Annotated in this window: 31 protein-coding genes and 1 pseudogene; 21 read left to right on the forward strand and 11 right to left on the reverse strand. The window is 67.0% G+C overall.

Annotated elements, in window-relative coordinates; all coding sequences use genetic code 11:
* Positions 1-8 precede the first annotated feature (8 nt).
* Positions 9-446 (forward strand): NUDIX domain-containing protein, encoded by a 438-nt coding sequence (locus tag ACZ5TO_RS08500; RefSeq protein WP_464800195.1) that lies wholly within the window; start codon positions 9-11, stop codon positions 444-446.
* On the opposite strand, the gene ACZ5TO_RS08505 is transcribed toward ACZ5TO_RS08500, so the two are convergent.
* From ACZ5TO_RS08505 to ACZ5TO_RS08535, 7 genes and pseudogenes are all read right to left on the reverse strand, one after another.
* The gene (locus ACZ5TO_RS08505; protein WP_184141445.1) at positions 419-736 is read right to left on the reverse strand and encodes a TfoX/Sxy family protein; all 318 of its coding nucleotides are present in this window, start codon (positions 734-736) and stop codon (positions 419-421) included. The genes ACZ5TO_RS08500 and ACZ5TO_RS08505 overlap by 28 nt on opposite strands.
* A gap of 3 nt (positions 737-739) precedes the next feature.
* Positions 740-1,357: pseudogene (locus ACZ5TO_RS08510) on the reverse strand (nucleotidyltransferase family protein); the annotation flags it as partial.
* Positions 1,333-2,031, reverse strand: coding sequence for an XdhC family protein (locus ACZ5TO_RS08515; RefSeq protein ID WP_464800196.1), 699 nt, complete (start codon positions 2,029-2,031; stop codon positions 1,333-1,335). The pseudogene ACZ5TO_RS08510 and the gene ACZ5TO_RS08515, both read right to left, overlap by 25 nt.
* Positions 2,031-2,363 (reverse strand): XdhC family protein, encoded by a 333-nt coding sequence (locus tag ACZ5TO_RS08520; RefSeq protein ID WP_184141441.1) that lies wholly within the window; start codon positions 2,361-2,363, stop codon positions 2,031-2,033. The genes ACZ5TO_RS08515 and ACZ5TO_RS08520 overlap by 1 nt, the downstream gene beginning before the upstream one ends.
* Before the next feature lie 13 nt (positions 2,364-2,376).
* Positions 2,377-3,612, reverse strand: coding sequence for a vWA domain-containing protein (locus ACZ5TO_RS08525; protein WP_464800197.1), 1,236 nt, complete (start codon positions 3,610-3,612; stop codon positions 2,377-2,379).
* A gap of 2 nt (positions 3,613-3,614) precedes the next feature.
* Complete coding sequence (locus tag ACZ5TO_RS08530; protein WP_464800357.1) at positions 3,615-4,490, reverse strand: AAA family ATPase; 876 nt, start codon at positions 4,488-4,490, stop codon at positions 3,615-3,617.
* 78 nt (positions 4,491-4,568) lie between these two features.
* The gene (locus ACZ5TO_RS08535; protein WP_184142213.1) at positions 4,569-5,021 is read right to left on the reverse strand and encodes a flavin reductase family protein; all 453 of its coding nucleotides are present in this window, start codon (positions 5,019-5,021) and stop codon (positions 4,569-4,571) included.
* Between the two features lie 216 nt (positions 5,022-5,237).
* On the opposite strand from ACZ5TO_RS08535, the gene ACZ5TO_RS08540 reads away from it, so the two are divergent.
* From ACZ5TO_RS08540 to purB, 6 genes are all read left to right on the forward strand, one after another.
* Complete coding sequence (locus ACZ5TO_RS08540) at positions 5,238-6,311, forward strand: ABC transporter substrate-binding protein (RefSeq protein WP_464800198.1); 1,074 nt, start codon at positions 5,238-5,240, stop codon at positions 6,309-6,311.
* Complete coding sequence (locus tag ACZ5TO_RS08545; RefSeq protein WP_464800199.1) at positions 6,308-7,309, forward strand: P1 family peptidase; 1,002 nt, start codon at positions 6,308-6,310, stop codon at positions 7,307-7,309. The genes ACZ5TO_RS08540 and ACZ5TO_RS08545 overlap by 4 nt, the downstream gene beginning before the upstream one ends.
* Before the next feature lie 70 nt (positions 7,310-7,379).
* Positions 7,380-8,057 (forward strand): ribulose-phosphate 3-epimerase, encoded by a 678-nt coding sequence (gene rpe, locus ACZ5TO_RS08550; RefSeq protein ID WP_464800200.1) that lies wholly within the window; start codon positions 7,380-7,382, stop codon positions 8,055-8,057.
* Positions 8,054-8,785, forward strand: a complete 732-nt coding sequence (locus tag ACZ5TO_RS08555) for a DUF2259 domain-containing protein (protein ID WP_464800201.1) — start codon at positions 8,054-8,056, stop codon at positions 8,783-8,785. Before rpe ends, ACZ5TO_RS08555 begins: the two co-directional genes overlap by 4 nt.
* A 1-nt stretch (position 8,786) precedes the next feature.
* A complete protein-coding gene (locus ACZ5TO_RS08560; protein ID WP_464800202.1) occupies positions 8,787-9,320 on the forward strand; it encodes a hypothetical protein in 534 nt (177 codons plus the stop codon).
* A 64-nt stretch (positions 9,321-9,384) separates the two neighbouring features.
* A complete protein-coding gene (purB, locus tag ACZ5TO_RS08565; RefSeq protein WP_464800203.1) occupies positions 9,385-10,692 on the forward strand; it encodes an adenylosuccinate lyase in 1,308 nt (435 codons plus the stop codon).
* A 96-nt stretch (positions 10,693-10,788) separates the two neighbouring features.
* Here the strand turns inward: purB and ACZ5TO_RS08570 are convergent, their stop codons facing one another.
* Positions 10,789-11,589, reverse strand: coding sequence for a DUF2189 domain-containing protein (locus ACZ5TO_RS08570; protein ID WP_464800204.1), 801 nt, complete (start codon positions 11,587-11,589; stop codon positions 10,789-10,791).
* A 169-nt stretch (positions 11,590-11,758) separates the two neighbouring features.
* Here ACZ5TO_RS08570 and ACZ5TO_RS08575 point away from each other — a divergent pair, with 169 nt between their 5' ends.
* Positions 11,759-12,319: an RBBP9/YdeN family alpha/beta hydrolase gene (locus ACZ5TO_RS08575; RefSeq protein WP_464800205.1), complete on the forward strand. Its 561-nt coding sequence runs from the start codon at positions 11,759-11,761 to the stop codon at positions 12,317-12,319.
* A gap of 84 nt (positions 12,320-12,403) precedes the next feature.
* Positions 12,404-14,989: a sensor domain-containing protein gene (locus tag ACZ5TO_RS08580; RefSeq protein ID WP_464800206.1), complete on the forward strand. Its 2,586-nt coding sequence runs from the start codon at positions 12,404-12,406 to the stop codon at positions 14,987-14,989.
* 61 nt (positions 14,990-15,050) lie between these two features.
* Here the strand turns inward: ACZ5TO_RS08580 and ACZ5TO_RS08585 are convergent, their stop codons facing one another.
* On the reverse strand, positions 15,051-15,371 hold the full coding sequence (locus ACZ5TO_RS08585; protein ID WP_184141421.1) for a DUF1476 domain-containing protein: 321 nt from the start codon (positions 15,369-15,371) through the stop codon (positions 15,051-15,053).
* A 227-nt stretch (positions 15,372-15,598) separates the two neighbouring features.
* On the opposite strand from ACZ5TO_RS08585, the gene purC reads away from it, so the two are divergent.
* Genes purC through ACZ5TO_RS08610 form a run of 5 tightly spaced genes read left to right on the forward strand, consistent with a single transcriptional unit; the run spans position 15,599 to position 18,016 of the window.
* A complete protein-coding gene (purC, locus tag ACZ5TO_RS08590) occupies positions 15,599-16,363 on the forward strand; it encodes a phosphoribosylaminoimidazolesuccinocarboxamide synthase (protein ID WP_064330132.1) in 765 nt (254 codons plus the stop codon).
* A 29-nt stretch (positions 16,364-16,392) separates the two neighbouring features.
* Positions 16,393-16,635 (forward strand): phosphoribosylformylglycinamidine synthase subunit PurS, encoded by a 243-nt coding sequence (gene purS / locus ACZ5TO_RS08595; RefSeq protein WP_184141419.1) that lies wholly within the window; start codon positions 16,393-16,395, stop codon positions 16,633-16,635.
* 12 nt (positions 16,636-16,647) lie between these two features.
* Complete coding sequence (locus ACZ5TO_RS08600; RefSeq protein ID WP_246434213.1) at positions 16,648-16,908, forward strand: hypothetical protein; 261 nt, start codon at positions 16,648-16,650, stop codon at positions 16,906-16,908.
* Positions 16,905-17,576 (forward strand): phosphoribosylformylglycinamidine synthase subunit PurQ, encoded by a 672-nt coding sequence (gene purQ, locus ACZ5TO_RS08605; protein ID WP_464800207.1) that lies wholly within the window; start codon positions 16,905-16,907, stop codon positions 17,574-17,576. The genes ACZ5TO_RS08600 and purQ overlap by 4 nt, the downstream gene beginning before the upstream one ends.
* A gap of 47 nt (positions 17,577-17,623) precedes the next feature.
* On the forward strand, positions 17,624-18,016 hold the full coding sequence (locus ACZ5TO_RS08610; RefSeq protein ID WP_464800208.1) for a hypothetical protein: 393 nt from the start codon (positions 17,624-17,626) through the stop codon (positions 18,014-18,016).
* Positions 18,017-18,022: 6 nt separating this feature from the next.
* Here the strand turns inward: ACZ5TO_RS08610 and ACZ5TO_RS08615 are convergent, their stop codons facing one another.
* Positions 18,023-18,238: a DUF1127 domain-containing protein gene (locus ACZ5TO_RS08615; protein WP_464800209.1), complete on the reverse strand. Its 216-nt coding sequence runs from the start codon at positions 18,236-18,238 to the stop codon at positions 18,023-18,025.
* A 91-nt stretch (positions 18,239-18,329) separates the two neighbouring features.
* Here ACZ5TO_RS08615 and ACZ5TO_RS08620 point away from each other — a divergent pair, with 91 nt between their 5' ends.
* The 7 genes from ACZ5TO_RS08620 to ACZ5TO_RS08650 all read left to right on the forward strand — a co-directional run bounded on the left by ACZ5TO_RS08620 (position 18,330) and on the right by ACZ5TO_RS08650 (position 25,161).
* On the forward strand, positions 18,330-19,751 hold the full coding sequence (locus ACZ5TO_RS08620) for an aminotransferase-like domain-containing protein (protein ID WP_464800210.1): 1,422 nt from the start codon (positions 18,330-18,332) through the stop codon (positions 19,749-19,751).
* Positions 19,752-19,853: 102 nt separating this feature from the next.
* Positions 19,854-22,091 carry a phosphoribosylformylglycinamidine synthase subunit PurL gene (purL, locus tag ACZ5TO_RS08625; RefSeq protein ID WP_464800211.1) on the forward strand — a complete coding sequence of 746 codons (2,238 nt, stop codon included), beginning with the start codon at positions 19,854-19,856 and terminating at the stop codon, positions 22,089-22,091.
* Positions 22,092-22,108: 17 nt separating this feature from the next.
* Entirely contained in the window at positions 22,109-22,342 is a 234-nt protein-coding gene (locus ACZ5TO_RS08630) for a BolA/IbaG family iron-sulfur metabolism protein (protein ID WP_184141407.1), read from the forward strand.
* Positions 22,343-22,347: 5 nt separating this feature from the next.
* Positions 22,348-22,608: a hypothetical protein gene (locus ACZ5TO_RS08635; protein ID WP_184141405.1), complete on the forward strand. Its 261-nt coding sequence runs from the start codon at positions 22,348-22,350 to the stop codon at positions 22,606-22,608.
* 153 nt (positions 22,609-22,761) lie between these two features.
* The gene (gene grxD / locus ACZ5TO_RS08640) at positions 22,762-23,097 is read left to right on the forward strand and encodes a Grx4 family monothiol glutaredoxin (RefSeq protein WP_184141403.1); all 336 of its coding nucleotides are present in this window, start codon (positions 22,762-22,764) and stop codon (positions 23,095-23,097) included.
* A 125-nt stretch (positions 23,098-23,222) separates the two neighbouring features.
* Positions 23,223-24,428 carry a multidrug effflux MFS transporter gene (locus ACZ5TO_RS08645; protein WP_184142207.1) on the forward strand — a complete coding sequence of 402 codons (1,206 nt, stop codon included), beginning with the start codon at positions 23,223-23,225 and terminating at the stop codon, positions 24,426-24,428.
* 94 nt (positions 24,429-24,522) lie between these two features.
* Positions 24,523-25,161 carry a glutathione S-transferase family protein gene (locus tag ACZ5TO_RS08650; RefSeq protein WP_464800212.1) on the forward strand — a complete coding sequence of 213 codons (639 nt, stop codon included), beginning with the start codon at positions 24,523-24,525 and terminating at the stop codon, positions 25,159-25,161.
* Here ACZ5TO_RS08650 and ACZ5TO_RS08655 read toward each other — a convergent pair whose 3' ends face one another.
* Entirely contained in the window at positions 25,162-26,394 is a 1,233-nt protein-coding gene (locus ACZ5TO_RS08655) for a GGDEF domain-containing protein (protein WP_464800213.1), read from the reverse strand.
* Positions 26,395-26,415: the final 21 nt, after the last annotated feature.

The following is a 26,415-nucleotide window of genomic DNA, read 5'->3' on the forward strand; positions in this document are numbered from 1 at the left end:
TCGGCTCCATGCCCGTTCCCGGTATCGACGTGCCAGGCCTCGGTTGCGGCCTGGCGCTTTTGCGTGAGGGCAAGCTGTTGCTCTACCGGCGCCTTCGCGCACCCGAGGCCGGCACCTGGAACATCGTCGGCGGCAAGGTCGACCACATGGAGCGCGCCGCCCACTCGGCCCGCCGCGAGGCGGAGGAGGAGTCGGGCCTTGTCATCGGCAAGGTCGATTTCCTCTGTGTCTCCGAGCAGATCATCGTGGAAGAGCGCCAGCACTGGCTCTCGCTCATCTATGTGAGCGAGGATTTCTCCGGCGAACCGCGCGTCATGGAGCCGGAAAAGCTGCCGGAATTCGGCTGGTTCGCGCTCGACGCGCTGCCCGCGCCGCTCTCGCGCTTCGCGGCCGATGCCGTGGCGGCGCTTGGCACGCGTCACCGCGCCCTCAGCGCCGCCTCGTAGGCCCGCCGCACCCAGACGGCCATCTCGTCCGGATCGTCATAAGCCGCATCCGGCACGGACCAGTAGGGCATCTTCACCGGCTGGCCGCGCTTTCCCTCATAGGTCCATTGCCGGCTTCCGGCCGCCTCGAAGTCCGGCGCGCTCTCGCCGTCGGCCTTGAGCAGGATATCGCCGCGATATTCCAGCGCCAGGATGATGCCCTGGTGATAGATGCCCTTGCCGCCGAACATGCGCTTGATGGTCACCGGCCCCAGCGCCTGGAACATTTCCTCGATCCCGTCGCGATCCATCTCCTATCCTTTCAGCACGCCGCCCGCGGCCGCCACCGCTTCGGGCGTATCCACGTCGACATGCGCCGCCGCGCCGATCTCCACGTCCACCACATCGAGCCCGGCGGTTTCGATGACATGCCGCGCGCCGACATCGCCCTTGAGCCGAAGGACCGCGGCGAAGGTCGCGCGCGGCAGCACGACCGGATTGCCGCGCCTGCCGCCGGAGACCGCCCGCACGACGGCGCGGCCGCCGGCTTCGGCAAAGGCGTCGAGCAGCCGGCGCACGTCGGCGCCCGTGACATGCGGCATGTCCGCCAGCATCACGACCGCCCCGCCGCAATCGGGATCGAGCGCCGCGATGCCGGCCCGTAGCGAGGTCGACATGCCCTCGGCATAATCCGGATTGCGCACGATCCCGACCGCAAGCCCGGCAAGCTCCGCCTCGATTTCCTCCGCCCGATGCCCCGTCACGACCACGACACGGTCCGGCGCGCCGGCAAGCGCCGCCTCCACCGAACGGCGCACCAGCGCCGTGCCGTCGAAGGCGGCGAGCAGCTTGTGGCGGCCGTTCATGCGGCTTGCGCTGCCGGCGGCCAGAACGAGGGCGGCGACGCTCACGCCGCGGCCCCGCGCAGCGCCCGGCGGCGCAGGTGCTGGATGATGTCGCCGAGAATGGCGACGGCGATCTCCGCCGGGCTCGCCGCGCCGATATCGAGACCGATCGGCGCGGAAATCCGGCCGATCTCCGCTTCCGTATGGCCGAGCGCCGTCAGCCGCTCGACACGCCTGGCATGGGTCTTCCGGCTGCCGAGGGCGCCGATATAGAAGCAGCCGGCGGACAGCGCCTGCGAGAGCGGGACATCGTCGATCTTCGGATCGTGCGTCACGGCGACGAGCGCCGTATAGGCATCGAGCGGGCGATCCTTCAGCACGTCCTCCGGCCAGTCCGCGACGAGGTCGATGCCGGCGAAGCGCTCCTCGGTGGCGAAGGCCGTGCGCGGATCGATGACGGCGATGTCGAAGCCGGCGATCTTCGCCATCTGCGCCAGCGCCTGGCTGATATGCACCGCGCCGATGACGACGATGCGCGCCGGCGGCAGGTGGACGTTGAGGAAGAAGGCGCGCCCGTCGGCCTCCGCAATGCCCGATTTGCCGGAGCGGAAGGCCCCTGCGACCGCCTCGCCGAGGGGCCCTGCCACCGGGTCGCCCTCGCAGATGACGCGGTCGCGCCCGTCGCCGAGGTCCGTCAGGTGGATGACGGCGCGGCGCGCGGCGCGCTCGCCGTTCAATTTGCGCAGCAGATAGGGATCCATCAGCCGACCCTTTCCACATAGACGCGGATGCGCCCGCCGCAGGAAAGGCCCACGCGCCAGGCGGTCTCGTCGGCGACGCCGAATTCCAGCATGCGCGGCTCCCCGTCGCTTATCACGTCCATCGCCTCGCTGATCACCGCCCCTTCCACGCAGCCGCCGGAGACGGAGCCGTGGAAATTGCCTTCGCCGTCGATCACCAGATGGCTGCCGACCGGGCGCGGCGCCGATCCCCAGGTCTCGACCACCGTGGCAAGCGCCACCATGCGCCCGTCGTCCATCCAGCGCTCGGCGATGGCGAGCGGGTCGAGCACGTCGTCTGCGGTCTCGTTCATGTCTTCGTCCTCCTCATGCGGCCGGCAGGAAACGCCGCGGATCGCCGGCTTTGCGGGGTGCAGCGCCGGAAAGCGCCGCCACCAGGTCGGCCATGGCTTCCAGATTATGCACCGGCCGCAACTCGTCGACATGCGGCAGCATGGCGCGCACGCCCCGCGCCCGCGCCTCGAAACCCTCGAAGCGCAGCAGCGGATTGAGCCAGACGAGCCGCCGGCAGGAGCGGTGCAGCCGGTCCATCTCCGTTTCGAGCAACTCGATCCCCTCGCGCTCCAACCCATCGGTGATGAGGAGCACCACGGCTCCCTGCCCGAGCACGCGGCGCGACCAGAGCCGGTTGAATTCCTTCAGCGTCTCGCCGATGCGCGTGCCGCCCGACCAGTCGCTCACCGCCCGGCTGCACGCCTCGACCGCGACGTCCGGGTCGCGGTTGCGCATCTGGCGCGTGACATTGGTGAGGCGCGTGCCGAAGAGAAAGGCGTGGCCGCGGCGGCGATGCTCGCCGAGCGCATGCAGGAAATGCAGGAAGATGCGGGTGTACTGGCTCATGGAGCCGGAAATGTCGGCGAGCACGACGAGCGGCGGATGCACGGTCTTCGGCGCGCGGTGACGCGGCAGGATCAGCGTGCCGCCGGTGCGCATGGCCTGGCGCATGGTGGCGCGCGCATCGATGGCGACGGGCCTCGTGCTGCGGCGGAAGCGCCGCGTGCGCACCTCGTCCAGCGGCAGCACGAGGCGGGCGATGGCGCGCCGGGCCTCGGCGAGCTCCGCAGCGCTCATCTGCGCGAAGTCGGTCCGGCGCAGCACCTCGCTGCCGGAGGCCGTGAAGCGTGCGTCGATCTCGATCTCCGGCTCGTCGCGCAGGCGCTTCTCGTCCTGCCGTCCGCCGAAGAGCGCATCGGAAACGCGCGTCTCCGCCGCCTTGCGCTTCTCGCGCTCCTCGTTCCGGGTAACGACCGGCGACATCAGCGCGATCATCTTTCCCACGAGGTCGCGCGCCCGCCAGAACAGGCGGAACGCCTCGTCGAAGATGGCCTCGTCCTCGTGCCGCTTGACGAGCGTGGCATGGAGGGCCGTGTAGAATTCCTCGCGGTCGCCGATGCCGATCGCCTGCACCGCCTCGATGGCGTCGGTCACCGCCGCCGGGCCGAGGCGCAGACCGGCCTTGCGCAGCACGCGGGCGAAATGCACGATGTTGTCGGCAAGCCGCCCGTCCGCATCCAAGGCCGCGATGTGCGCCGCGCCGGTCATGGTCACCCCGTCGCCGCCAGCTCGGCCTTCACGTCGTCGAGCAGCCGGCGGCCCTCCGCGCCCTCGATGCGGGCGATGTCGTCCTGATACTTGAGGAGCGTTCCCAGCGTGTCCGACACCGTCTCGGGATCGAGCGCCACGCGGTCGAGCTCGGTGAGCGCGCTCGCCCAGTCGATGGTCTCGGCGACGCCGGGGTTCTTGAAGAGGTCGAGTGTGCGCAGCTTCTGCACATAGACGACGACCTGCCGCGACAGCGCCGCGTTGCAGCCCGGCACCTTGCGGCGGATGATCTCCAGCTCCTGCGCGGCCTCGGGATAATCCACCCAATGGTAGAGGCAGCGGCGCTTCAGGGCGTCGTGCACCTCGCGCGTGCGGTTCGTCGTGATGATGACGATGGGCGGCTCGGCGGCTCGGATGGTGCCGAGTTCCGGCACCGTCACCTGGAAATCGGAAAGCACTTCCAGAAGGAAGGCCTCGAAGGCCTCGTCCGTGCGGTCGAGCTCGTCGATGAGGAAGACCGGCGCACGGCCGTCCGGCGAGGAGAGCGCCTGCAGCACCGGCCGGCGGATCAGGTAGCGCTCGGAGAAGATGTCGGCCTCGATGCGGCCGCGGTCCGTGGTGCCGGCGGCTTCGGCAAGGCGGATTTCCAGCATCTGCGCGGGGTAGTTCCACTCGTAGACCGCCGAGGAGACATCCAGCCCCTCGTAGCATTGCAGGCGAATCAGCGGCCGGTCGAGCGCGGCGGCGAGAACCTTGGCGATCTCCGTCTTGCCGACGCCGGCCTCGCCTTCGAGGAACAGCGGCCGCTTCATGCGCAGGGCGAGGAAGAGCACCGTCGCCAGCGACCGCCCGGCGAGGTAATTGCCGGCCGAGAGCATGTCCACGGTTTCGTCGATGGATTGCGGGATTTGTCCGCGATGATGGGGCACGTCGTTCCTCCGGGTCCGGAAGAGAACTTATAGCGCCCGGTAGCTACGGTCCATATAAAGAAGCGCCGGCTTCGTCTCGCCGAAGGTGACGCCCATCACCTCGCCGATCAAAATCATGTGCGTCGCCATGACCTTGAGCTCGACGAGGCGGCAATCGAAGGCGGCGAGCGCATCCGAAAGGACGGGCGCGCCCGTGACGAGCTCCTGCCAGTTGCCGATGGCAAAACGCTGCTCGGAAGTGAGCGAGGGATCGCGGCCGGAAAAGGCGTTGGCAAGGTCGATCTGGTCGGCCGAAAGCGTGTTCAGCGCAAAGCGCCCGCTTCTCTCGAAGATCGCGTTCTTGGGGTTGGAGGCGTTGACGCAGGCAAGGACCATGGCGGGATTGTCCGACACCGAGCAGGCGGCGGTGATCGTCACCCCGCGCTTTTCGCCCTCGTGCGCCGTCGTCACGATCTGCACATGGCCTGCATAGCGGCTCATGGCGTCCCGGTAGAGCGACGGATCCACCACCAATCTATCCAACACGCTGTTCTCCTTCGACAAAAGAGATACATGGCGAAAATGAAGAAAAATGTAACCCCTGCGGCGGAATTTTCCCGCACGGCGCGGGGCGGGCAAAGGGAAAGCCGCGATATTTCCTTTGACGCCCCGGGCCTGATCCTTACAAAGGGCGGGATCGCAAGCCATGGATCGAGCATGAAGACCGCCCTTCTCGCCAGCCTCATCGGCGCTCTGGCGCTTGCCGCTCCCCCGGCCGCCGCCCGGGGCCTTACCGTCGCCGTCGTCGCGCCGAAGGAGGGCCCCCTTGCCATTCTCGGCCAGCAGGTCCGCGACGGCGCGCGCTTTGCGGCGCAAGCGGACGGCGACACGGTGGTGGAGATCGCCGAAGCCTGCGACGAGAGCGACGGAGCGGGTATCGCCAAGGCGGTTCTCGCTGCGGACGCCGCCGCCGCCATCGGCTTCCTCTGCACGGAGGGGCTTTCCGCCTCCCTGCCGGCGCTCGCCGAGGCGAAGGTGCCCGCCATCACCCTTTCCGTGCGCTCCGGCATCCTCATGGAGGATGCGCTGAAGAAGAAATGGCCGCTCTTCCGCCTCGCGCCCGGCCCGAAGGCCGAGGCGGAAAAGGCCGTCGAGACCATTACCCGCGACTGGAAATCCGAGCCCTTCGCCCTCATCGACGACGGCACGATCCATGCGCGCGAACTGGTGGAGACCGTTCGCCTGCATCTGGAGGACGTCGGCATGAAGGCCGCCTTCGTCGACACGTTCCGCCCCGCGCAGGAACAGCAGATCGCCCTCGTGCGGCGCCTTGCGAAAACCGGCGTCACCCGCGTCTTCATCGGCGGCGACCGGACGGATGCCGCCGTCATCGCCCGCGATGCGAAGGCGGAGAAGGCACCCTTCCGCCTGCTCGGCGGCGAGGCGCTCGTCGGCGCCGACCCCGCCGTGCCGATGACGGACGGCGTGGAAGCCATCGCCCTGCCCGACTATGCGCTCACGCCCGAGGGCCGTCCGGTCGCGGACGCCATGAAGGAAAAGGGCATCGTCGCGGAAGGCTACGTTCTGCCCGCCCATGCGGCGATGACCGCCCTTGCGGCCGCCGCAGCCACGGAAGGCGGCGACCTTGCGGACCGGCTTGCCGCCGGCAGCTTCACGACGGCCATCGGCCCGCTTTCCTTCGGCGCAGACCATGAGCTGCGCGACAATCCCTATCGCCTCCTCGTCTGGCGTGCCGGGGCGTTCGTGCCTGCGGAGGATCGCGCGGAATGAGGCCGGGGCCGAAAAACCTCATCACGGATGTCGCCGGCCTTCGCGTCGGCAATGCCGAGGATCATGCCCTGCGTTCCGGTGTCACGGTGGTCCTCTGCGAGGAACCGGCGGTGGCGGCCGTTCAGGTGCTCGGCGGCGCGCCGGGCACGCGCGAGACGGACCTTCTCGCCCCGCACAACACCGTGCAGACGGTCGATGCCGTCGTGCTCTCCGGCGGCTCGGCCTTCGGGCTCGATGCGGCCTCCGGCGTGCAGGCGGGCCTGCGCGAGGCGGGCCGAGGCTTTGCCGTCGGTCCCTATCGCGTGCCCATCGTCCCGGCCGCCATCCTCTTCGACCTGATGAATGGCGGCGAGAAGGACTGGGGCCGCTACCCGCCCTATCGCGAGCTCGGCCATGCGGCGTTCGCCGCTGCTTCGACAACCTTTGAAACCGGCAGCGCGGGAGCCGGCACCGGCGCCCTCACCGCCACCTTCAAGGGCGGCCTCGGCTCGGCCTCCGCCATCACGGAGGAAGGCTTCACGGTCGGCGCCCTCGTCGCCGTCAACGCGCTCGGCTCGGCGACGGTCGGCGAGACGCGGCATTTCTGGGCCGCCCCCTTCGAGGAAGGCACGGAATTCGGCGGGCTCGGCCTGCCCGCACCCTTCCCGGAAAACGCCCGCCTGCCGCGCACGAAGCTTTCCGCAAGGCCCACCGGCGTCGAGAACACGACGATTGGCGTCATCGCCACCGATGCGATCCTCACCAAGGCCGAGGCCAGGCGGCTGGCGATTGCCGCCCATGACGGCTTCGCCCGCGCCCTCTGGCCCGCGCACACGCCGATGGACGGCGACCTCGTCTTCGCGCTTTCGACCGGCCGCAGCGGCCGCGCGCCGGCACCGGAAGAGTTCATCGGCCTTTGCGCGGCCGCAGCCTCCGCCATGGCCCGCGCCATCGCAAGGGGCGTGCACGATGCCCGGCCGATGCCCGGCGATCTCCTGCCGGGCTGGTCGGGGCGGTAATTCCCGTTGTTCGCCCCCGCGGCGAATGGTATTGCGGGCCGCAAGACCCTTCTGCCCCACGGAGCCTGACATGACCCTTCCCATCCGGATCGCGCCCTCCATCCTCGCCGCCGACTATGCCCGGCTGGGCGAGGAGGTGCGCGATGTCGTTGCGGCCGGCGCGGACTGGATCCATCTCGACATCATGGACGGGCATTTCGTGCCGAACATCTCCTTCGGGCCGGATGTCATCAAGGCGCTGCGCCCGCATACCGACGCCTTCTTCGACTGCCACCTGATGATCGCCCCGGCCGATCCCTATCTGGAAGCCTTCGCCAAGGCGGGCTGCGACAGCATCACCGTCCATGCCGAGGCCGGCCACCATCTCGACCGCTCGGTGCAGGCGATCAAGGCGCTCGGCAAGCGCGCCGGCGTGGCGATCAACCCGGCGACGCCCGAAAGCGTGCTGGAATACCTTCTCGACAAGCTCGACCTCATCCTCGTCATGACGGTGAACCCCGGCTTCGGCGGCCAGAAGTTCATTCCGGCGATGGAGGAAAAAATCCGCCGCGTGCGCGCGATGATCGGCGAGCGCCCTATCGATCTCCAGGTGGACGGCGGCATTGCGACGGAGACGATCGCGCTGCCCGCCTCGGCCGGCGCCAATGTCTTCGTCGCGGGCTCGGCCATCTTCGGCGGCGGCCATGTCGACGCCTACCGCAAGACCGTCGAGACCCTTCGCGGCAATGCGGAGGGGGCGCGCGCGTGAAAATCCTGGCGAAAGCGGCGGCCGGCCTCCTCATTGGCCTCGTCACGGCGCCGGGCGCTGCCGCCGGCGATTTCGCCACCTTCCAGTCGCTCGGCTTCTCGCCGGACGGAAAGGTCTACGCCTTCGAGGAATTCGGCGTGCAGGACGGCTCGGGCTTTGCCTATTCCACGCTCTATTTCATCGATACGGAGAAGGACGCCTTCCTCGCCGGCACGCCGGTGCGCGTGCGCATAGAGGACGAGGCGGCCGACATCGGCAAGGCGCGCGCCGAAAGCCTCGCCCTCGCCAGGCCGCTGATCGAGCAGCACGCCGTCCTCTCCAATCCCGGTGTCCTTGCCGCCTTCAACCCGATGGGCGAGGCCGGCGTCGACCGCAAGCGCATCGACTATATCGAGCATGCCGTCGAGCCCGCCCCCGGCGGCGCCTATGCGCTCGCGCTGGAGGAGATCCCGCTTGCGCTTCCCGAGCGCTGCAAGGACATCACGCCCGGCGGCAAGGGTTTCCGCCTGAAGCTCGTCGCGCGCGACGGTGCGGCGGCCGACCGCGTGATCCACGAAGACGCGCGCATTCCCGACAGCCGCAACTGCCCGCTCTCCTACCAGGTCTCGGGCGCTGTGACCTTCCATCCGGCCGAGGGCGACCCCGTCCATGTCGCGCTCGTCCTCCTGCGCAGCGTCGGCTTCGAGGGTGCGGACGGGCGCTGGCTCGCCGTTCCCTTCCGGCCCTGACATGAGCGAGGGAACAGGCGAGTTTTCCAGCGTTCCGGCCGGCGGCCCGATGCCGGCCTTTCCGCCCCTCACCCGCCACGTCGCCGGCGCCGTCTGCTGGGGCCTTGCCATGACGGGCTGCGCCTTCGCCTCGCTCGTCCTCGAAGGCCGCTGGCAGACCTTCCATCTCGGCGAATTGATGCTCGTCTATTTCTCCGGCGGCTTCGGCGCCTGGCTCCTTGCCTTGCCGATGGCGCGGCTCCTCACGCGCCGGCACGGCGTCGAAACGCGCTTTGCCGGCCATTTCGCGCTGCTCGGCCTCGGCACGGTCGCCGTGACGGCCTTCGTCTTCGCCCTGGATTACCGGGTTTTCTACGCCCGCTGGCACCAGCCCTTCGGCACGCGCATCTGGGCGTACCAGTTCGCGTTCACCATCGCCGGCGCCGCCTACCAGTTCCTCGTCATGGGGCTCAGGCTCTATCTTCCCGCCGGCCTGCCGCTTCTTGCGGGCGTCAGCCTGTGGCTTGCGGGCCGGATGTCCAGAACCATGCGTTGAGCTTGCCGGCCATCTTTGCTAAAGCGGCGGCAATTCCCACCCGTCCCAAGGAAAGCCTCAGCCGATGATCCCTCGTTATTCCCGACCGGACATGGTCGCCATCTGGTCGCCCGAAACGAAGTTCCGCATCTGGTTCGAGATCGAGGCCCATGCCTGCGACGCGCTTGCCGATCTCGGCGTCATCCCGAAATCCGCCGCCGAGACGATCTGGGAAAAGGGCGGCAAGGCCGAATTCGACGTCGCCCGCATCGACGAGATCGAGGCCGTCACCAAGCACGACGTGATCGCCTTCCTCACGCACCTTGCCGAATTCGTCGGCCCGGACAGCCGCTTCGTCCACCAGGGCATGACCTCCTCCGACGTGCTCGACACCACCTTCAACATCCAGCTCGTGCGCGCCGCCGATATCCTGCTCGCCGACATGGACCGCGTGCTCGCGGCCCTCAAGGCCCGCGCCTTCGAGCACAAGGACACGATCCGCATCGGCCGCAGCCACGGCATCCATGCCGAGCCGACGACGATGGGCCTGACGCTCGCCCGCTTCTATGCCGAGATGGACCGCAACCGCGCCCGCCTTGTCGCCGCCCGCGCGGAAATCGCGACCGGCGCGATCTCGGGCGCCGTCGGCACCTTCGCCAATATCGACCCGCGCGTGGAAGAGCATGTCTGCGCCAAGCTCGGCCTCGTGCCCGAGCCGGTCTCCACGCAGGTCATCCCGCGCGACCGCCACGCCATGTTCTTCGCCACGCTCGGCGTCATCGCCTCTTCGATGGAGAACATCGCCATCGAGATCCGCCACATGCAGCGCACGGAAGTGCTGGAAGCGGAAGAATTCTTCTCGCCCGGCCAGAAGGGCTCCTCCGCCATGCCGCACAAGCGCAACCCCGTGCTGACGGAGAACCTGACGGGCCTTGCCCGCCTCGTGCGCATGGCCGTGACGCCCGCCATGGAGAACGTGGCGCTCTGGCACGAGCGCGACATCTCCCATTCCAGCGTCGAGCGCGGCATCGGCCCGGATACGACGATCACCCTCGACTTCGCGCTCAACCGGCTTGCCGGCGTCATCGAGAAGCTGGTGATCTACCCGGAGAACATGCTGAAGAACCTCAACAAGTTCCGCGGGCTCGTTCACTCGCAGCGCGTGCTGCTTGCCCTTACGCAAGCCGGCGTTTCGCGCGAGGACGCCTACCGCCTCGTGCAGCGCAACGCCATGAAGGTCTGGGAACAGGGCAAGGACTTCCTCGAGGAGCTTCTGGCCGACGCGGAGGTGCGTGCCGCGCTCTCGGAAGAGCAGATCCGCGAGAAATTCGACCTCGGCTACCACACCAAGCACGTCGACACGATCTTCCGCCGTGTCTTCGGCACGGTCTGATCGCCTGAAAAACGGCGATGGCGCCAGTGGCGCCATCGCTCCCCTCTGGCGGGCGGCCTTGCGCACTCCTCCGGCGCGTACCGCCCGCGAAAGACGTTACCGCCCGTCGACGACGATCTTGCGGTAGAGGTGCCAGGTCGCATGGCCGAGGATCGGCATGATCACGGCAAGGCCCACGAAGATCGGGATCGTCCCGACGATGAGCAGCGCCGCGACGATCAGGCCCCAGCAGGCGATCGGCATCGGATTGGCGAGCGTCGCGCGCAGCGACGTCTCGATGGCGGCAACCGCCCCGACGTCGCGGTCGAGCAGCAGCGGAAAGGCGATCACCGTCGTCGCCAGCACGACGAGGGCGAAGCAGAAGCCGATGGCATTGCCCGCCAGCATCAGCAGCAGCCCGTTCTCCGATCCGAAGATCGAGGCGAGGAACAGCGACAGCGAGCGCGGCGGCTCAGGCCCGAAGAGGCTCGTATAGAGCATCTGCGCGAAGACCAGCCAGGCGACGAAGAGCACCATCAGCATGGCCCCGAGGGCGAGGATCGACGGCAGCGCCGGCGAACGGCGCACGTCCAGCGCATGGCGCCAGGACGTATCCATGCCCAGTTCGCGCCGCCGGCTGATCTCGTAGAGGCCGATGGCGAAGAACGGCCCGAGCAGCGCAAAACCCGCGACCAGCGGAAAGATCAGCGGCAGCATGTTCGCCCCGGAACTCCAGGTGACGAGCACGACCCCGCAGATCGGGTAGATGAGGCTCAGGAAAACGTAGTGGGAGGGCTTTGCGCGGAAATCGTCGAACCCTTGCACGAGCGCATCGCGGACATCCGTGAGTGCGATCCGCCGGACAGCCGGATGGGCAACCATCGCGTCAGGGCCGGCCATGACATGAAACGTCGTCATAGGCTTCCTCCTTGCCGGTTCCAAACCGTCACGGCATGAGGCGCAGAAGGCGACCATCGGCCACCATGGTGCACCGTGACTGGCTTTGCAGAGCGCGAATTATACACCCCGTGCGCGGATTTGTCCCGTCCCCTTGACTTCAGCACTTCGTGAACGCACATGCCGGGGCATGAAAGCCTCCGAAGCAGATATCCTCATCATCCCCGGCTACACCAATTCCGGCCCCGACCACTGGCAGAGCCGCTGGCAGTCGAAACTGTCCACCGCGCGCCGCGTGGAACAGGCCGAATGGGCAAAGCCCGTGCGCGAGGACTGGGTGCAGCGCGTGGCCGAGGAGGTCTCGGCCGCGACGAAACCGGTCGTCATCGTCGCCCATTCGCTGGGCGTCGCGGCCGCCATCCACGCCGTCCCGCAGATCGGCGGCAAGGTCGCCGGCGCCTTCTTCGTCGCGCCGCCGGACGTCGCCAACCCGGATATACGGCCGAAGCACTTCATGACCTTCGGCCCCTATCCGCGCGACCCGCTTCCCTTCCCCTCGCTTCTCGTCGCCAGCCGCAACGATCCGTTCGGCAGCTACGAGCATGCCGACGACATCGCCGCCGCCTGGGGCTCGCTGCTGCTCGATGCGGGCGAGGCCGGCCATATCAATGCCGAGTCCGGGCACGGCCCCTGGCCGGAGGGCACGATGGTCTTCGCCCAGTTCCTCGGCAAGCTGAAGGCGCCGGCCTGACCGGCGCCCTTCCTCGTCATTAAGAGGAATTTCATAGAACTGTTGCACGCTGCGGCTGTTGAGTTCATTGCAGGCGCCGCGTTTATGGCCAAACCGTCCGGTTCGACCTCCATTGCCATGCGGGAAGCGGACGAGGAGCCGTTCTATCGCGGCCTTTTCGCGCGCTCCGGATTCGGCTTTGCCGCGCTGGACGGCAGGGGCCGCATCGTCGATGCGAATGCCGCCTTCCTCGCGCCTTTCGGCGTTGCTTCCGTCACCGGCCTTCCCGCCTTCGAAGACTGCGTCTCACCGAAGGACCGGAGCGTCCTTTCCTTCGCCATGCGGGCGAGCCTCGCCGAGCAGGCCCCGTGGGAACTTCGCCTGCGACGGGCCGACGGCACGGAATTCTGGGTGCTTGCCTCCTTCGTCATGCCGCCTGCCCTTCCCGGCGAAGGCGCGCCCGCCCTCCTCGTCCAGACCCTCGACATCGACGAGCGCAAGCGCAACGCGCTGGAGCTGGCCGAGCGGGAAAGCCGCTGGAACCATGCGCTCGAATCCGCCGGCCAGGGTGTCTGGGACCACGATTTCGCCCGCGGCGACCTCTTCTATTCCCGCCAGTGGCGCGCCATCCGCGGCCTGAGGTCGGACGAGCCGATCGAGGCTTCCCTGGAGGCGTGGATCCAGTCCGTCCATCCGGACGACCGCGCGCATGTGCTCGCGCAGATCGCCAAGCAGGAAACCGGCGAAGCGGCGTTCAACGTCTTCAGCTACCGCGAACGGCATAAGGACGGGCGCTGGATCTGGATCGAGAGCCGCGGGGCGGTGGTGGAATACGATGCGGCCGGCAAGCCGGTCCGCATCGCCGGCACCGATACCGACATCACCGATCGCAAGGAGGCCGAAGAGCGCCTCGCACAGATGTCCCGCCGCCTGGAGCTGGCGCTCGGCGTCTCGCGCATCGGCGTCTTCGAGGTCAACCTGCGCACCGGCGAAGTGCGCTGGGACGACCGCATGCTCGAGATGTACGGCTTTGCCGGCACGCCCGACGGCGAGACCTGGGAGCGCTCGCTGCACCCGGAGGATCGCCGCAAGGCTTCCGCCAGGGTCAGCGACGGCATCTCCAGCGGCCAGGATTTCGCCAACGAATTCCGCATCGTGCGCGGCGACGGCGAGGTCCGCCACCTGCGCGGCCGTTCCGCGCCCTATGTCGACCTGACGGGCGTTCCCCGCCTCATCGGGGCGAACTGGGACGTGACGGAGGACGTGCTGCTGCAGGAGGAGCTGAAGCGCGCGAAGGACCTCGCCGAAGCCCGCGCCGCCGAACTGGAGGCCGCAAGGGCCCGCATCGAATACACGGCCCTGCACGACCACCTGACGGGCCTGCCAAACCGGCGCTATCTCGACGCCGCCATCGAGGCGACCGCCGAGGAGGCGCGCCAGGCCGGCAGCCGCCTTGCCGTGCTGCATATCGACCTCGACCGCTTCAAGGAGATCAACGATACGCTCGGCCACGTCGCGGGCGACCGGATGCTGGTGCATGCCGCCGGCGTTCTGAACGAGCTGAAGGGCCCCGGCGATTTCGTCGCGCGCATCGGCGGCGACGAATTCGTCTTCGTCTCCTCGGTCTCGGCCGGGCGCAACCTTGCAACGCTCGCCGAGGCGATCGTCGAGGCCATGCGCAAGCCCGTCACCTTCAACGGCCATGTCTGCCGTTTCGGGGCCAGCGTCGGCATCGCCAGCCAGTCCGGCACGGCCATCGACGCCAAGCAGCTCCTCGTCAATGCGGACCTTGCGCTCTACCGCGCCAAGAATCGCGGCCGCAGCCGGCACGAATTCTTCACCAGCGATTTCCAGGCGCAGATCATCGTCAGCAAGCAGACCGCCGACGACATTCTCTCCGGCATCGAGCAGCGCCGTTTCCTGCCCTGGTACCAGCCGCAGTTCTGCGCGCGCACGCTCGACCTCATCGGCGTCGAGACGCTGGCGCGCTGGGATCACCCGACGCGCGGCATCCTCACGCCCGACACCTTCCTGAAGATCGCCGAGGACCTCGACTGCGTGGCGATGATCGACAGGATCGTGCTCGAACGGTCGCTGGCCGATTTCGCCGAATGGCAGAGGCTCGGGCTCGGCATCGGCAAGATCTCGGCCAACGTCTCCTCCAAGCGCCTGCACGACCCGGAGCTCGGCCGTTCGCTGCGCACGCTGGAGATCGCGCCGAAATCGCTTTCCTTCGAGCTGCTGGAATCGATCTTCCTCGACGATTGCGACCGTACGGTCCTGGAAAACCTCGCCGAGATGCGCAGGCTCGGCATCGATATCGAGATCGACGACTTCGGCACCGGCCATGCCTCCATCGTCAGCCTGATGAAGCTGAGCCCGCGGCGCCTCAAGATCGACCGCCAGCTCATCAAGCCGGTCAGCCGCTCGCCGGGCCAGCGCAAGCTGGTCGGCACCATCGTGGAGATCGGCCGCTCGCTGAACATCGAGGTCGTCGCCGAGGGCGTGGAAACGCCCGCCCATGTTTCCATCATGCGCGATCTCGGCTGCGATATCCTCCAGGGCTACGCCCTCGCCCGCCCCATGCCGGCATCCGCCGTTCCCGGCTTCGTAGAGGCGCAGGAGTGGCGCGATCATGCCGGGGCGGCGCCGGCCCCTCACGGCGACCTCCGCCGCACCGCCACCCGCTAGCCAACGAAAAAGCCGCCCGGCAGCGCCGGACGGCTTTCCAAAGACATAGCAAAGTCTGGCCTCAGCCGGCTTCGACCTGCGCAATGGCGACAGCCAGGAGCTCGATCATCTGCACGCGGATGTCGTCCTCGCTGCGCACGACGCCGGCAGCGTCGAAATCGGCCTTGATCTTGCGCACGACATCCTCATGGCCGACTTCCTCGAAATCGGCGGCGACGACGTCCCTGGCATAGGCCTCGGCATCACCGTCCGTCTTGCCGAGCAGGCCGGCAGCCCACAAGCCGACCAGCTTGTTGCGGCGTGCCTCGGCCTTGAAGCGCAGCTCTTCGTCCAGCGCGAACTTGGCTTCGAAGGCCTTTTCCCGATCCTGTATGCTGGTCATCCATGGCTCCCGTAGATTCTGTGACCCGATAGGCTTTCCCCGCCCATAAATCAAAACGAAGGCAAAAGTGCAATGCGAACTTTCGTCCCTGCGGAACTTGGCGCGAAGGCCGGAAATCGGGGGATCGGACGTCACGGCGATTGTTAAAGGGCGGCATTTCGTTTAAGGGAGCGCAAACGAACGACACCTGCGCGGCCCCAAGCGCGCCAACAACAGAGATAAAATCCATGAACCGTCGCCGCCGTATCTACGAGGGCAAGGCCAAGATTCTCTATGAGGGTCCCGAGCCGGGCACGCTGATCCAGTTCTTCAAGGACGACGCCACCGCCTTCAACAAGAAGAAGCATGACGTCATCGACGGCAAGGGCGTGCTCAACAATCGCATTTCCGAGTACATCTTCACGCAGCTGAACAAAATGGGCATTCCGACCCATTTCATCCGCCGCCTCAACATGCGCGAGCAGCTGATCAAGGAAGTGGAGATCATCCCGCTCGAAGTGGTCGTGCGCAACGTTGCCGCCGGCTCGCTCTCCAAGCGCCTCGGCATCGAGGAAGGCACCGTGCTGCCGCGCTCGATCATCGAATTCTACTTCAAGGCCGATGCGCTCGAGGACCCGATGGTCTCCGAGGAGCACATCACCGCCTTCGGCTGGGCGAGCCCGCAGGAACTCGACGACATCATGGCGCTCGCCATCCGCGTCAACGACTTCCTCTCCGGCCTCTTCCTCGGCGTCGGCATCCAGCTCGTCGATTTCAAGATCGAATGCGGCCGCCTCTACGAGGGCGACATGATGCGCATCATCATCGCCGACGAGATCTCGCCCGATAGCTGCCGCCTGTGGGATATCGCCACGCAGGAGAAGATGGACAAGGACCGCTTCCGCCGCGACATGGGCGGCCTCGTGGAAGCCTATCAGGAAGTGGCCCGCCGCCTCGGCATCATCAACGAGAACGAACCCGTCCGCGGCACCGGCCCGGTACTGGTGAAGTAACGCGCTCCCCAAGGATGGAACGGAAAGACATGATCAAGGCACGCGTAACGGTTACGCTCAAGAACGGCGTCCTCGACCCGCAGGGCAAGGCGATCGAAGGCGCGCTTTCCAGCCTCGGCTTCGACGGCGTCGGCGGAATCCGCCAGGGCAAGGTCTTCGACCTCGAGCTTGCGACCGCCGACCGCGCCAAGGCCGAAGCCGACCTCAAGGCCATGTGCGAGAAGCTTCTGGCCAACACGGTAATCGAGAACTATACTATCGCCCTCTCTTAATGGTTGAGGTGGATGATGGCCACGGTGGATGCTGATCTCGTCTATGAAATCCTGAAGCGTATCCAGACGGACATTGCCCTGCTGAAGGAAGGCCAACGTGACCTTCGCCAGGACAACCTCGCCATACGCAACCAGATTCATGCCATGCAGGGCGACATCAACAGTCTTCGTGGGTCCTTCGCCCAGATGGACCAGCGCCTCGACCGTATCGAAAACCGCCTCGAACTGCGTGAACTCGCCGAGGCCCAGGCAAGGTTTGAACCGCACCCATGAAATCCGCCGTCGTCCAACTTCCCGGCCTCAACCGCGACCGCGACATGATCGCGGCGCTGACCAAGATTTCCGGCAAGGCGCCGGTCACCGTCTGGCAGACGGAAACCGAGCTGCCGGACGTCGATCTCATCGTCATCCCCGGCGGCTTCTCCTACGGCGACTACCTGCGCTGCGGCGCGATTGCCGCCCGCATGCCGGTCATGCAGGCGATCAAGGCGAAGGCCGAGGCGGGCGTGAAGGTGCTGGGCGTGTGCAACGGCTTCCAGATCCTGCTCGAAGCGGGTCTCCTGCCGGGCGCGCTGATGCGCAATGCCTCGCTGAAGTTCGTCTGCCGTGAAGTGAAGCTGGAAGTCGTGAACGCCGAGACGGACTTCACCCGCGCCTACGGGAAGGGCCAGATCATCCGCTGCCCGGTCGCCCATCACGACGGCAACTATTTCGCCGACGCCGAGACGCTCGCCTCCGTCGAAGGCAACGGGCAGGTCGTCTTCCGCTATGCCGAAGGCACCAACCCGAACGGTTCGGTCAACGACATCGCCGGCGTGATGAACGCGAAGGGCAATGTGCTCGGCCTGATGCCGCACCCGGAAAACCTGATCGAAGCCGCCCATGGCGGTTCGGACGGCCGCGGCCTCTTCGCCTCGGTGCTCGACGTAATCGCCGCTTAACCGGCCTTTGCTATCAAGGGCGCATGCTCATCCCCGAAAGGCTTTCCATGCGCCCTCTTTCCCACGCGACGCTCCTTCTGTCGCTCGCCCTCGCCGCGGCGCTGGCCGGTTGCCAGACAAAACCACCGGCGCCGAAGGCGGACAATGCGGCCCTGCCGACCATGGAGCGCGTTGCACTGGGGGCGAATAGCTGCTGGTTCAAGTCTGGCGATCCGGCCTTCAAGGCCTACCGCCTTGCACCCGAGCTCAATTCCTTCTCCGGCCGGCCGCGCATCCTCCTCGTTCACGGCCATTCGCCGGAAGCGCGCCCGTTGCTGGTCGTCCAGGCCGAGGGCAATCCTGCGCGGCTCGATGCCTTCGGCCCGCTGATGAGCGAAGCCGTCGGCACGCGCGTCGCCACCGACGTCAGGCGCTGGGCCGCCGGCGGCAAGGGCTGCTGACGCGCCTCAATCCCAATAGAACGATTTCGCGGCTTCCCGCTCCGCCTCGCGGCGGCTGATGCCGATATCCGCCAGTTGATCGTCGGTCATGCCGAGCAGCGCATGGCGCGTCTGCCGCTTCACGTACCACGCACGGAAGGCCAGCCAGAGGCGACGGCCCGCGGCGCGCCAGATCGAGCTATCCTCGGCATCCGTGCCGGCGAAGATTGTATCGATTGCCATTGTCATGTCTCCAAAGCACCCAGCTTTGCCAAAATCGGTGCATTCAGGAATGAATTGACTCCCGAAACGGTGCAATATAAGAATTGACACCATGACAAATTGGCTTCCCGATCTGCAGGCCTCCGACGGGCCTCTCTATGTCCGCATCGCCGACCAGATCGAGCAGGCGATCCACGCCGGTTCGCTTGCCGCCGGCAGCAAGCTGCCGCCGCAGCGCAATCTCGCCTATGATATCGGCGTGACGATCGGCACGATCAGCCGGGCCTACAGCATGGTGCGCGAACGCGGCCTCGTCAGCGGCGAGGTCGGGCGCGGCACCTATGTGCTCGGAACCACCGAGGAAGAGGAAGCGCCCGCCGCCGTCGACCCGGTCAGCGCCCGGCTTTCCGGCACGCGCGCGGCGCACGCCCCGCCCGGCAAGCTGCGCTTCGACACGACGGCCGCCACCGATGTCGGGCAATCCGCCGCGATCACCGATATTCTCTCCGGCATCTGCCGCGACATGCCGAACGAGATCGCCAGCTACACCCGCAATTTCCCGGCACACTGGATGGAGGCCGGCCGGCGCTGGCTGAGGCACGGCGACTGGCAGCCGGGCATCGACAGCATCGTGCCGACGCTCGGCGCCCATGCCGCCGTCATCGCCGCCGTCTCGGTCATCACCGCACCGGGAGACCGCATCGTCTTCGAGCACGTCACCTATTCGCAGATCAGCCGCGGCATCGCACTGCTCGGCCGCCAGACCGCCCTCGTCGAGTCGGACGAGCACGGCGTCATTCCCGAGGATTTCGAGCGGGTCTGCCTGCAGCAGCATCCGAAACTCGCTTTCCTCATGTCCTCGGCGCAGAACCCAACGCTCGCCACCCTGCCGGAAGACCGGCGCCGGGCGATTGCCGCCATCGCCAAGAGGCACAATGTCTTTCTCGTGGAGGACAATCTCTACGGCGCGACGACGGGCGGCGACGTGCCGCTGATCGCGGAGATCGCGCCGGACCGGACCTTCCTCGTCGGCGGCCTTTCGAAGAGCGTCGCGGCGGGCGTGCGCGGCGGCTGGATCGCCTGCCCGCCGCACCTTGCCCAGCGCGTGCGCATCGCCCACAAGATGGTGAGCGGCGGCCTGCCCTTCCTGCTGGCGGAGCTGGCCTCGCGGCTGGTGCTTTCCGGCACGGCCGACACGATCCGCACGAAGGTCTCGGAAGAGGTCGGCGCCCGCGAGGCGGAGGCACGCGCGATCCTCGCCGGCCTCGACTTCAATTCGCACCCGCGCGTGCCCTTCCTCTGGCTGAAGCTGCCGGACCCGTGGCTCGCCGGCACGTTTCGCCAGGCGGCCTTTGCCGAAGATATCCTCATCGACGACGAGGACGAGTTCAAGGCCGGCCGCTCGGAGAAGACCTTCTACCGCGTGCGGGTCGGCTTTTCGTCGCCGGAAAGCCGCGCGGAGGTCGCGGCCGGCTTCCGGCGGCTGCGCAATCTCCTGACCCATGGCCCGACGGGTTACGACAGCCCCGCGTGACCGCCGCCCAGCCTGTGGCCTGCGGTCATTTTCCTGTCGCGCTGCAAGGCGGCTTGGGTTAAAGAGACCGCAATCCTGCCCTCCACGACAAGACGAGCGACGATGACCATTTCGAACACCCGCCCGATCACCCCGGAGCTGATTGCCGCCCACGGGCTGAAGCCGGATGAATACGACCGCATCCTCTCGCTGATCGGCCGCGAGCCGACCTTCACGGAACTGGGCATCTTCTCGGCCATGTGGAACGAGCATTGCTCGTACAAGTCCTCCAAGCGCTGGCTGCGCACGCTCCCGACCAAGGGGCCGCGCGTCCTCCAGGGCCCGGGCGAGAACGCGGGCGTGGTGGACATCGACGACGGCGACTGCGTCGTCTTCAAGATGGAGAGCCACAACCACCCCTCCTATATCGAGCCCTACCAGGGCGCGGCGACGGGCGTCGGCGGCATCCTGCGCGACGTCTTCACCATGGGCGCGCGCCCGGTCGCGGCGATGAACGCGCTGCGCTTCGGCGAGCCGGATCACCCGAAGACCCGCCACCTCGTCTCCGGCGTCGTCGCCGGCGTCGGCGGCTACGGCAATTCCTTCGGCGTGCCGACCGTCGGCGGCGAAGTGGAGTTCGACGCCCGCTACAACGGCAACATCCTCGTCAACGCCTTTGCCGCCGGCCTTGCCAAATCCAACGCGATCTTCCTTTCGGAAGCCAAGGGCGTCGGCCTGCCCGTCGTCTATCTCGGTGCCAAGACCGGCCGCGACGGCGTCGGCGGCGCGACCATGGCCTCGGCGGAGTTCGACGAGAGCATCGAGGAGAAGCGCCCGACCGTGCAGGTCGGCGACCCCTTCACCGAAAAGTGCCTGCTGGAAGCCTGCCTGGAGCTGATGCAGACCGGCGCCGTCATCGCCATCCAGGACATGGGCGCGGCCGGCCTCACCTGCTCGGCCGTCGAGATGGGCGCCAAGGGCGACCTCGGTATCGAACTGAACCTCGATCTCGTGCCCGTCCGCGAAGACCAGATGACCGCCTACGAGATGATGCTGTCGGAAAGCCAGGAGCGCATGCTCATGGTCCTGGAGCCCGCGAAGGAAGAGGTCGCCAAGGCGATCTTCATCAAGTGGGGCCTCGCCTTCGCCATCGTCGGCCGCACGACAGACGACCTGCGCTTCCGCGTCCTGCACCAGGGCGAGGAAGTCGCCAACCTGCCGATCAAGGACCTCGGCGACCAGGCCCCGGAATACGACCGCCCCTGGCGCGAGCCGGGCAAGCCTGCCCCGCTGCCGGCAAACCTCGTCGCAGAGCCCGCCGACTACGGCGATGCGCTGCTGAAGCTCGTCGGCTCGCCGAACCAGTCGAGCCGCCGCTGGGTCTACGAGCAGTACGACACGCTCATCCAGGGCAATTCGCTGCAGATCCCCGGCGGCGATGCCGGCGTCGTGCGCGTCGAGGGCCATGCAAGCAAGGCGCTCGCCTTCTCCTCGGACGTCACGCCCCGCTATGTCGAGGCCGATCCGTTCGAGGGCGGCAAGCAGGCCGTCGCCGAATGCTGGCGCAACATCACGGCGACGGGCGCCGAGCCGCTCGCCTCCACCGACAACCTCAATTTCGGCAATCCGGAAAAGCCGGAGATCATGGGCCAGTTCGTCAAGGCCATCGAAGGCATCCGCGAAGCCTGCCGCGCGCTCGATTTCCCGATCGTCTCCGGCAACGTCTCGCTCTACAACGAGACGAACGGCGTCGCGATCCTGCCGACCCCGACCATCGCCGGCGTCGGCCTCCTGCCCGACTGGTCCGTCATGGCGAAGATCGGCGGCGCGAAGGACGGCGACCACCTCCTGCTCATCGGCGTCGACGGCAGCCATCTCGGCCAGTCCGTCTATCTGCGCGACGTCGTCGGCAGGATCGACGGCCCCGCCCCGGAAGTCGACCTCCACGCCGAACGCCGCAACGGCGATTTCGTCCGCTCGGCCATCCGCAACGGCCAGGTCACGGCCTGCCACGACATTTCCTCCGGCGGCCTTGCCGTCGCGCTCGCCGAAATGGCGATGGCCTCCGGCAAGGGCGCCACGGTCGACCTTTCCGAGGCGAACGGCCCGGCCCATGCCCTCCTCTTCGGCGAGGACCAGGCCCGCTACGTGATCGCCGTCCCGGCCGATCTCGCCAACTTCATCTCCGCCAATGCGGAAGGCGCCGGCGTGCCCTTCCGCCGCCTCGGCAAGGTCGGCGGCGATGCGCTGACCGTGGAAGGCCTCTTCTCGCTGCCGATTGCACAATTGCGCGACACCCATGAATCATGGTTCCCTGACTTCATGGATGGCAACGGCAACGCCGCTGCCGCCGCAGAATAACGATAAGGGAGAATTCCATGGCCATGTCACCCGGCGATATCGAAGACCTCATCAAGACCGGCATTCCCGGAGCGAAGGTGGTCATCCGCGATCTTGCCGGCGATGGGGACCACTATGCCGCCGAGGTCATCGCGGAAGCCTTCCGCGGCAAGACCCGCGTGCAGCAGCACCAGATGGTCTACGACGCCCTGAAGGGCAACATGGGCGGCGTCCTGCACGCCCTCGCCCTCCAGACCTCCATCCCGGACTGACCGCCATGGCCGGCCTTCTCGACGAGCTCGTTTCCGGCGTGGTCGATGCAGCCCTGAAAGAGGTGCTGAAGAAGACCGGCGTGCGCAAGGCGACGACCAGGCGCACGCGCCGCAAGACGACGACGCGCAAGAAAGCCTCCGGCGGCCTCCTCGGCGATATCCTCGAGGCGGCGCTGAAGCCGGAGAAGAAGGCGGCCAAGCGCCCGCGCAAGCAGGTGAGCCGCCGCAAGACGGCGGCAAGCCGCAGCCGCCAGCGCAGCCGGTAGAACCGCGGCCAACGCGCAACACCTTGAACGGGAGCGGGAACGGCCCTTGCAAAATTTGCGAGGGCCTTATGGCATTTGTCACCCGAGGTTGTTATCTAGGGCGAATGGTTCATCGCATCGGTCCTTGAAACCGATTTGCTAGGGAATACGACAATGAGCGGCATCCACGATTTCATCGAAAACGAAGTGAAGAGCAACGACGTCGTCCTGTTCATGAAGGGCACGCCGGAATTCCCCCAGTGCGGGTTCTCCGGCCAGGTCGTGCAGATCCTCGACTACGTGGGTGTGGACTACAAGGGCATCAACGTCCTCGCCGACGCCGACATCCGCCAGGGCATCAAGGACTATTCCAACTGGCCGACCATCCCGCAGCTTTACGTGAAGGGTGAGTTCGTCGGCGGTTGCGACATCGTGCGCGAGATGTTCCAGTCGGGCGAGTTGCAGTCCCACCTTCAGGGACAGGGTATCGCCGTCAAGGGCGCCGCCTGACGCTTAACGGTCCATTCCGGCCCAGAGCTTTTCAAAGGCGCCGCATAAAGCGGCGCCTTATCTCTTTCATGGATTAAATTGATATGACTGGACTTTCCCCCGAAGCGGCCCAGCGCCTGAAAGGCATGGGCAAGATAGAATTCATCGCGCTCATGGCGCTCCTCATGGCGCTCAACGCGCTTGCCATCGACATCATGCTGCCCGGCCTCCAGCAGATCGGCGCCAGCCTCGGCGTGGAAAACGAGAACCATCGGCAATATGTCATTTCGGCCTACCTGATCGGCTTTGCCTTCGCGCAGCTTCTCTACGGCCCGGTCTCCGACCGTTTCGGCCGGCGCAGCCCCATGTTCTTCGGCCTTGCCATCTACGTCGTCTCCTCGCTTGCGGCGATCCTCGTGCCGAGCTTTGCCGCGCTCCTTGCGCTGCGCTTCATCCAGGGCATCGGCTCGGCCGCCATGCGCGTCATCACGGTCTCCATCGTCCGCGACGTCTTCGGCGGGCGCGCGATGGCCGAGGTCATGTCGCTGATCATGATGGTGTTCATGGTCGTGCCGGTCATGGCGCCGGGCACGGGGCAGATCGTCATGCTGTTCGGCGAATGGCACCTGATCTTCGTCTTCATGGCGGTGATGGCCGCCGTCATCGGCACCTGGATGTACCTGCGCCTGCCCGAGACGCTGCATGCCGACGACGTGCGCCCCTTCACGGTGCGCTCGGTGCTCGGCGGCTTCCGCATCGTGCTGACGGATCGCGTGGCACTCTGTTATACGCTGGCGAGCACCTTCATCTTCGGCGCGCTGTTCGGCTTCATCAACTCGGCCCAGCAGATCTATGTCGGCATCTACGAGCTCGGCGTGTGGTTCCCGCTCGCCTTTGCGGGCGTCGCCACCTTCATGGCGCTGTCGTCCTTCGTCAATTCGCGCCTCGTCGGCCGGTTCGGCATGCGGCGCCTGTCGCATGGCGCGCTTTTGGGCTTCCTCGGCATCAACACGCTCTGGCTGGTGCTGACGCTGCTGTGGACGCCGCATGTGCCCTTCCCGATCTTCATCGTGCTCTTCGCGCTGGCGATGTTCCAGTTCGGCTGGATCGGCTCGAACTTCAACTCGCTCGCCATGGAGCCGCTCGGCCACGTCGCCGGCACGGCCTCCTCCGTGCTCGGCTTCATGGGCACGGCCGGCGGCACGATCATCGGCGCGGTCATCGGCCAGTCCTTCAACGGCACGGCGCTGCCGCTCGTCACCGGCTTCTTCTCCGTGTCGATCGTCGGCCTCGTCTTCGTGCTCCTCGCCGAGCGCGGGAAACTTTTCCAGCCGCACAACAAGCCGGTCTGAAACGAAAAGCCCGACGGTCCCGCCGACGGGCTTTTTTCTGCCCCTTGCAGCGTCCGTACCTTGCCCTATTCTCCCGCCAGCACAGGAGAGGCCCATGGCAGACGAACTGGTTTTCTACAGCAACCCCATGTCGCGCGGGCGCATCGCTCGCTGGATGCTGGAAGAGGTGGGCGCGCCCTACCGCATACAATGGCTGACCTATGACGGCTCGATGAAGGCGCCGGACTATCTCGCGCTCAACCCGATGGGCAAGGTGCCCGCCATCCGCCACGGCAAGGCGGTCGTTACCGAGGGCGCGGCGATCTGCGCCTATCTCGCCGACGCCTTCCCCGAAGCCGGCCTCGCACCGGCCAACGATGCCCGCGCCGACTACTACCGCTGGCTCTTCTTCGCCGCCGGCCCGCTGGAAACGGCCGTCTCCCTCAAGGCCTTCGGCATCGAGATCCCGAAGGAACGCCAGCGCAGCATCGGTTGCGGCAGCTTCGAAGCGGTGATGGACGCACTGTCACTCGCCGTCGGCCGCACGCCCTATATTGCCGGCGATACCTTCACGGCCGCCGACGTCTATGTGGGCGCGCACGTCAACTGGGGCCTGCAGTTCAACACGATCGAGCCGCGGCCGGAATTCCAGGCCTATTGGGATCGCCTGAAGGATCGCCCCGCCCACCTGAAAGCCAAGGCCCTCGACGACGAGGAGATGCACCGCCAGCTTCAGGCGGCCAACGCCGGCTGATCAAGCCGTCAGCGCGGTGCTTGCCGGTGGCGCATCGGCGGCCCGCATGCGGCCGGCCATATCCGGAAGGCCGGCGGAGGGCGTCGCCCGCATCACGCGGTCGCGCCCGGCCTCCTTGGCGGCATAGAGCGCACTGTCGGCGGCGGAATGCAGCCGGTCGAAATCCGCCCCGAAGGTCGCGACATCGGCAAGGCCGATGCTGACGGACATGCGGATATCGCCCGCGCCCGAGGCGATGGCGATACCCGCCGTCTCCCGGCGCAGCATTTCCGCGAAGGCTTCGGCCCGGGCGATATCGTGCACCGGCGCGAAAAGCGCGAATTCCTCGCCGCCGAAGCGGCAGAACAGCATGCCATCCTCCAGCAGGGCGCTGACGCGGGCGGAAAAACGCTTCAGCACCGTGTCGCCCGCGACATGGCCGTGGGTATCGTTGATGGCCTTGAAGCGGTCGAGGTCGAAGATCATCAGCGTGCCCTGCCCCTTGCCGGAGAGCCGCGTCTGGATGTCTTCGAGGAAGGAGCCGCGGTTGGGTATCCCGGTCAGCGCGTCTGTGCGCGAAGCCTGCCGGTAAAGCGCCTCGCCGCGCTCCTTGATGAGCACCAGCATGGCGACGGCGGCAAGGATCGTGTGGGCGAACAGCTCCAGCGAGAACACGGCGAACCAGGCGGAATAGGCCGTGCCGTGGGCAAGCTGCGCCGGCGTGAGGATCGCCATGGGAATGCGCAGCGAATAGATGACGCCGTGGGTGAGGAAGAAGACGGCGGACATGGTGCGGGTCGGCAGCCTTTCGCCGCCGCGTCCGCGCCAGATGTCGACGCCCATCCAGAGCGAATAGGTGGTGATGATCACCGAGGAGAGGATGATGCGGTTGTTCACATCGCCCGAAACCTGCGGCAGGAAGAGATAGGCGAGCCCCCAAAGCGCCGGCCCGGTGAGCACGACCGGCAGATGGACCCGCCGGCGGTCGAACACCCGGAAGCCCGCCCACATGAGGGCATAGGCGAAGGCGGCGAGCGCATTGCTGAGCCCGACGGTCAACAGGGGAAAGCCGACCGGGCGAAGCGCATAGAGCAGCGTGCACAGCGAGCCGACCCACATGGAAACGCACCAGTAGCCGGCCGCCGCATGGCGCCGGTCGGTCAGCCAGACCTGGAGCATGAAAATCCCGACGACCATGGTCGACAGGAAGGTACAGATCATCAAGGTCGATATGCTGATGATATCTTCAATCAAGGCACGCACTCCGCACGCGGC

It is taken from the genome of Shinella sp. Sh6, from assembly GCF_055392685.1.